5 protein-coding genes and 1 pseudogene are annotated in these 6,032 nt (G+C 64.9%); all 6 read right to left on the bottom strand.

Going from position 1 to position 6,032, the window contains the following annotated elements:
- Positions 1–654 (bottom strand): carbohydrate ABC transporter permease (locus tag AC1D00_RS22825; RefSeq protein ID WP_477012206.1); only part of this gene is annotated, 654 nt, incomplete at its 3' end.
- Positions 654–1,628 carry a carbohydrate ABC transporter permease gene (locus AC1D00_RS22830; protein ID WP_477012207.1) on the bottom strand — a complete coding sequence of 325 codons (975 nt, stop codon included), beginning with the start codon at positions 1,626–1,628 and terminating at the stop codon, positions 654–656. The genes AC1D00_RS22830 and AC1D00_RS22825, both read right to left, overlap by 1 nt.
- Positions 1,628–2,713 carry an ABC transporter ATP-binding protein gene (locus tag AC1D00_RS22835; RefSeq protein WP_404558544.1) on the bottom strand — a complete coding sequence of 362 codons (1,086 nt, stop codon included), beginning with the start codon at positions 2,711–2,713 and terminating at the stop codon, positions 1,628–1,630. Before AC1D00_RS22835 ends, AC1D00_RS22830 begins: the two co-directional genes overlap by 1 nt.
- Before the next feature lie 12 nt (positions 2,714–2,725).
- A complete protein-coding gene (locus AC1D00_RS22840; RefSeq protein ID WP_027543706.1) occupies positions 2,726–3,805 on the bottom strand; it encodes an ABC transporter ATP-binding protein in 1,080 nt (359 codons plus the stop codon).
- Positions 3,802–5,352 (bottom strand): glycerol-3-phosphate dehydrogenase, encoded by a 1,551-nt coding sequence (gene glpD, locus AC1D00_RS22845; protein WP_477012208.1) that lies wholly within the window; start codon positions 5,350–5,352, stop codon positions 3,802–3,804. Before glpD ends, AC1D00_RS22840 begins: the two co-directional genes overlap by 4 nt.
- Positions 5,353–5,747: 395 nt before the next feature.
- Positions 5,748–6,032: pseudogene (locus AC1D00_RS22850) on the bottom strand (DeoR family transcriptional regulator); the annotation flags it as partial.

Consider the following 6,032-nt stretch of genomic DNA (forward strand, 5'->3'; position numbering starts at 1 on the left):
CGGTTTTGCCTGCACCGAGGTCAGCGTCCGCGCGAGCAGGAGCTCGACCCACGAGAACATGAAGCAGAAGAAGGCGGCGACGCCGATGCCGCTCGCGATCAGCGGCACCAGGATCCTGATGAAGAAGCGCGGAAAGGAATAGCCGTCGAGGAAGGCGGTCTCGTCGATCTCGCGCGGCACGCCGGAGACGAAGCCTTCGAGGATCCACACCGCCAGCGGAACGTTGAAAATGCAGTGCGCGAGCGCGACCGCCCAGGGCGTATCGAACAGGCCGATCGCCGAATAGAGGTTGAAGAACGGCAGCGCATAGACCGCCGCCGGGGCCATGCGGTTCGACAGCAGCCAGAAGAACAAATGCTTGTCGCCGAGGAAGCGGTAGCGCGAGAACGCATAGGCCGCCGGCAGCGCCACCGAGATCGAGATGATGGTGTTGAGGACGACATATTCCAGCGAATTGATGTAGCCGGAATACCAGCTCTCGTCGGTGAAGATGCGCTTATAATGCTGCAGCGTCGGGGAATGCGGCCACAGCGTCATCGTCGAGACGATCTCGGCGTTGGTCTTGAAGCTCATGTTGACGAGCCAGTAGATCGGCAACAGCAGGAAGACCAGGAACAGCCCCATGATGAGGCGACGGCCGGGAATCGAGTGCATCAGGCCACTCCTTCCTTTGGCTTGAGCGCGGGCACGGGCTTGAGCGCGGCCGAGGCCTTCGGCTCCACCGCCGGCTCGCTCTCCGCCTGGACTTTGCGTTCGACACCGGCATTGGTCATGACGGTGTAGAAGATCCAGCAGACGATCAGGATGATGAGGTTGTAGACCAGCGACAGCGCGGCGGCCTTGCCGAGGTCGAACTGGCCGAGCGCGATCTTGACCAGCTCGATCGAGACGAAGGTGGTCGAGTTGCCGGGTCCGCCGCCGGTGACGACGAACGGCTCGGTGTAGATCATGAAGCTGTCCATGAAACGCAGCAGCACCGCGATCAGCAGCACGCGGTTCATCTTCGGCAGCTGGATCGCCTTGAACACCGCCCAGCGCGAGGCGCCGTCGATCTGGGCGGCCTGATAATAGGCCTCCGGGATCGACTTCAGGCCGGCATAGCAGAGCAGCGCGACGAGGCTGGTCCAGTGCCAGACATCCATCACGATGACGGTGACCCAGGCATCGATGTCGTTGGAGACGTAATTGTAGTCGAGGCCGATGTGGTTGAGGACATAGCCGAGCAGGCCGATGTCGGGCCGGCCAAAAATCTGCCAGATCGTGCCGACCACATTCCACGGGATCAGCAGCGGCAGCGCGAGGATGACGAGGCAGGCCGCCACCGTCCAGCCCTGACGCGGCATCGACAGCGCGACGACGATGCCAAGCGGCACCTCGATGGCGAGGATCACCATCGAGAAGAACAGATTGCGGCCGAGCGAGGCGAGGAAGCGGCCGCCGAGATCGGTCGAGGGATCGAGCAGTTCCTTGAACCAGCCGACGCCGTTCCAGAAAAACTGGTTGTTGCCGAACGTGTCCTGCATCGAATAGTTCACCACCGTCATCAGCGGCAGCACCGCCGAGAAGGCGACGACCAGGAACACCGGCAGCACCAGGAACCAGGCTTTTTGGTTGATGGTCTTGTCCATCAGGCGGCTCCCTCCACCAGAATGCTGTCGGCATAGACGTGGACATGCGACGGATCGAACTTCAGCCCGGCGGTGCCGTCCGCGCCGGTGAAGCCCGCGGGCGCACGAGCTGCGAGTTTCGCGTCGCCAAGGCGCGTGCGCGCGAAGCGGATGCGGCCGAGGTCGTCGATGCGCTCGATCTTCGCGGAGAGCAGGCCCGGCGCCGGCGCGACGGCTTCGACGAATTCCGGCCGAACGCCGATCTCGATCTTCGCGCCCGCGGGCAGATGATCGTAGCTGCGGTTCAGTGCTATGACGTGACCGTCGATCCGGGCCTCGCGTCCCCTCACCTCGGCCGGCAGGATGTTCATGCCGGGCGAGCCGATGAAATAGCCAACGAAGGTGTGCGCCGGCTTGTCGAACAGCTCGGCCGGCGTGCCGCTCTGCACCACGCGGCCGTCATGCATGACGACGACGGTGTCGGCGAAGGTCAGCGCCTCGGTCTGGTCGTGGGTGACGTAGATCATCGTGAGATCGAGCTCGCGATGCAGCGCCTTCAGCTTCGAGCGCAGTTGCCATTTCAGCTCGGGATCGATCACGGTCAGCGGCTCGTCGAACAGCACGGCGGCGACGTCGGAACGGACGAGGCCGCGGCCGAGCGAGATCTTCTGCTTGGCGTCGGCCGTGAGCCGCGTCGCCTTGCGGTTCAGATAGGGTTCGAGGTCGAGCAGGCGACCGATCTCGGCGACGCGCCTGTCGATCTCGGCCTTCGGCACGCCGCGGTTCTTCAGCGGAAACGCCAGATTCTGCCCCACCGTCATGGTGTCGTAGATAACCGGAAACTGGAACACCTGGGCGATGTTGCGCTTCTGGGTTGACAGCGGTGTGATGTCCTGGCCGTCGAACAGGATTTTCCCCCGCGACGGCGTGATGATGCCGGAGATGACGTTGAGCAGCGTGGTCTTGCCGCAACCGGACGGGCCGAGCAGCGCATAGGCGCCGCCCTGCCGCCAGGTCATGGTCACCGGCTTCAGCGCAAAGCTTTCCTGCGGCGCAGCATTGCCGCCGTAGGAGTGGGCGAGATCGACGAGGTCAATGCGGGCCATGGCGCACCTCCCTCACGAATTGCCGGGTGCCGCGACCAGCCGGTCGGCAGCATCAAAGACGAAGACGTCGTTGGGATCGAGCACGGCATCGATGGTCTGGCCGGGCTCGAACTCGTGCACGCCGTGCAGCACCGCCACCCAGTTCAATCCGTCGCGGGTCAGATGCACGAAACTCTCCGAACCGGTGATCTCGGTCACCGTCACCGTGGCATGGAAGGCGTGGCGGTCGGTCTCGCCATTGGCGAGCGCAAGCTGATGCGCGCGAAAACCGACGCGATAGGCGCCGTCGGCGAGAGAGGAATAGAGGCCGGACGCCGGCGCGGCGATGCCTCCCGCATATTGCACGGAACCGTTCTTCTTCTCGATGCCGACGAGGTTGAGCGGCGGATCCGAGAACACCTGCGCGACGCGCAGCGTCTGCGGATGACGGTAGACGTTGGGCGTCCCGCCGATCTGAAGCGCCTGGCCCTCCCACATGCACACCGTGTTGCCGCCGAGCAGGAGCGCTTCGGTCGGCTCGGTGGTGGCATAGACGAAGATCGCGCCCGAGGCCTCGAAGATGCGCGGCAGTTCGGCGCGCAGCTCCTCGCGCAGCTTGTAGTCGAGATTGGCGAGCGGCTCGTCGAGCAGCACGAGATCGGCGCCCTTGACCAGCGCCCGCGCCATCGCAGTGCGCTGCTGCTGGCCGCCGGAAAGCTGGAGCGGCGTGCGCTTCAGGAACGGCTCGAGCCTGAGCAGCCTTGCTGCTTCCGTCACGCGCGCCTCGATCTCCTCGCGCGGCTTGCCCTGCACGCGCAAGGGCGAGGCGATGTTCTCATAGACCGTGAACGAGGGGTAATTGATGAACTGCTGATAGACCATGGCGACCGAGCGCTGGCGCACGTCGACGCCGGTGACGTCCTTGCCGTTGACCAGCACCTTGCCCGTGGTCGGCTTGTCGAGGCCGGCGAGCAGCCGCATGATCGAGGTCTTGCCCGACAGCGTCGGCCCGAGCAGCACGTTGAGCGTGCCGCTCTCGAGCGTCAGCGAGACATCGCGGATGTGCGCAACACCATCGACGGTCCGGGTCACGTGATCGAGGGTGACGGTCATGAGCGTCCTCCCGCTTCCAGCAGGGGACTTTGCGGCAAAGCGTGGCTCCTGATCCAGTCGTCAAGCGCCGCGATCTCGTCAGCAGATAGTCGCAGGCCGAGCTTGGAGCGGCGCCAGACGATGTCCTCGGCGGTCACAGCCCATTCGTTGGCCATGAGGTAGCGGACCTCGCGCTCGGTCAGCGTCGCGCCGAAGGTCTGGCCGAGATCGGCGGCCGATTTCGCGTCGCCGAGCAGCTTGATGGCGCGGGTGCCATAGGCGCGCGCGAGGCGGCGCGCATGCGCGTGGGCGAGGAAGGGATAGCCGCGCTGGAGCTCGGCGATCAGCCCGTCGATGTCGGACACATCCATGTCGCCGCCGGGCAGCGGCCATTTGCCGGTCCAGCCCTCGCGCGCTTTCGCGCTGCGGAGATAGGGCGAAAGGCGCTCCAGCGCCTCTTCGGCGAGGCGGCGGTAGGTCGTGATCTTGCCGCCATAGATCGAGAGCAGCGGCACGCCGCCGGGCGTGTCGAGCTCGAACACGTAGTCGCGCGTCGCGGCCTTGGCCTCGCTGGCGCCGTCATCATAAAGCGGTCGCACGCCGGAATAGGTCCAGACCACGTCCGCTGAAGTCACCGGCTTGGCCAGATACTCGCTCGCGGCGGCGCAGAGGTACTCGATCTCTTCGGGCGTCGCCTTCACCTTGGCGGGATCGCCGTCGTAGTCGCGGTCGGTGGTGCCGATCAACGTAAAGTCGTCCTGGTACGGGATCACGAAGATGATGCGGCCGTCCGCGTTCTGGAACATGTAGGCGCGGTCGTGGTCATAGAGTTTCTTGACCACGATGTGCGAGCCCTGCACCAGGCGCACCTTGGCTTTCGCGTTCACGCCGGCGCCGCGGCCGAGCACGTCCTCGACCCAGGGGCCGCCGGCATTGACCAGCGCGCGGGCCTGGATCGACGAACGCGCGCCGGTCAGCGTGTCGACCATGCTGACGGTCCAGGTGCCGTCGGACTGCTTGATATCCGTCGCGCGGGTGCGGGTGCGGATCTCGGCGCCCTTGTCGGCGGCATCGCGCGCGTTGAGCACGACGAGACGGGCGTCGTCGACGAAGCAGTCGGAGTATTCGAACGCGCGGCTGTAGCGGTTCGGGATCAGCGGGCGGCCAACCTCGTCGCGCCTGAGATCGACCGAACGCGTCGCCGGCAGCAGGTGCCGACCGCCGATATGGTCATAGAGGAAGAGGCCGAGGCGCAGCAGCCAGGCCGGGCGCAGGCCGGCATGATGCGGCAAAACGAAACGCAGGGGACGGATGATATGGGGCGCGATGCCCCAAAGGATCTCGCGCTCGATCAACGCCTCGCGGACCAGGCGAAACTCGTAATATTCGAGATAGYGCAGGCCGCCATGCACCAGCTTGGTCGACCAGGACGACGTCCCGCTCGCCAGATCGTTCATTTCGCACAGGAAAACCGTGTTGCCACGGCCCACCGCGTCGCGCGCGATGCCGCAGCCGTTAACACCGCCTCCGATAATGGCGAGGTCGAAAATACGCTCCAACAGACGCATCCCCCGGCGATTCGCTCGTTCCTTCGAGCGACTACTTTCGTTTTTGATTAGATCACACCGAAAAACGAAAGCAAGATGAAAGAGAGGCGAAAGGAAGTGAAAGAGGAACTTTTTTTGTGGGCAGTGGGGTGAAGGAGTAGGCAGGGGCAGAGCTACCCCCCCCTGGAGGGGGAGCACGATTGCATAAGACGAAGAACGTGGCGGACAGGTCGCCTGTGGCCATCCTTCGAGACGCCCGCATGCGGCGGGCCCTCAGGATGAGGTCGCGTTTTGCCGCGAGATCTCAGACCCTCATGGTGAGGAGCCCGCCAAAGCGGGCGTCTCGAACCATGCAGGCCCAGCAGGTTGGGCAGCTTCCCCGCCGTGGAAGATGAAGGAAAGATGAAGGACTGCCGCTATCTCAGCCGGACCACCGGCGCGGCTTCGGGCGCGGCATCCGGCGCTTCGGCCTGCGCATCATCGATATCCGCCCCCTTCGGCATCGCCTCCACCACTTCGATGCCCTTGCTGTGGCAGATGGTGGCGAGGCGTTCGGGCAGCTCCTGGTCGGTGACGAAGGTCTGGATCTGGGTCATGTGGGCGATGCGCACCGGCGCGCTGCGGCGGAGCTTCGTGGAATCGGCGACCAGCATGACACTGCGGGCATTGGCGATGATGGCTTGCGCGACCTGCACCTCGCG

The organism is Bradyrhizobium sp. P2_E8, from assembly GCF_056403875.1.

Bases quoted from the DNA above. Each gene is read 5' to 3' on its own strand.
- AC1D00_RS22830 (WP_477012207.1), bottom strand. From the start codon at position 1,628: ATGGACAAGACCATCAACCAAAAAGCCTGGTTCCTGGTGCTGCCGGTG.
- AC1D00_RS22835 (WP_404558544.1), bottom strand. From the start codon at position 2,713: ATGGCCCGCATTGACCTCGTCGATCTCGCCCACTCCTACGGCGGCAAT.
- AC1D00_RS22840 (WP_027543706.1), bottom strand. From the start codon at position 3,805: ATGACCGTCACCCTCGATCACGTGACCCGGACCGTCGATGGTGTTGCG.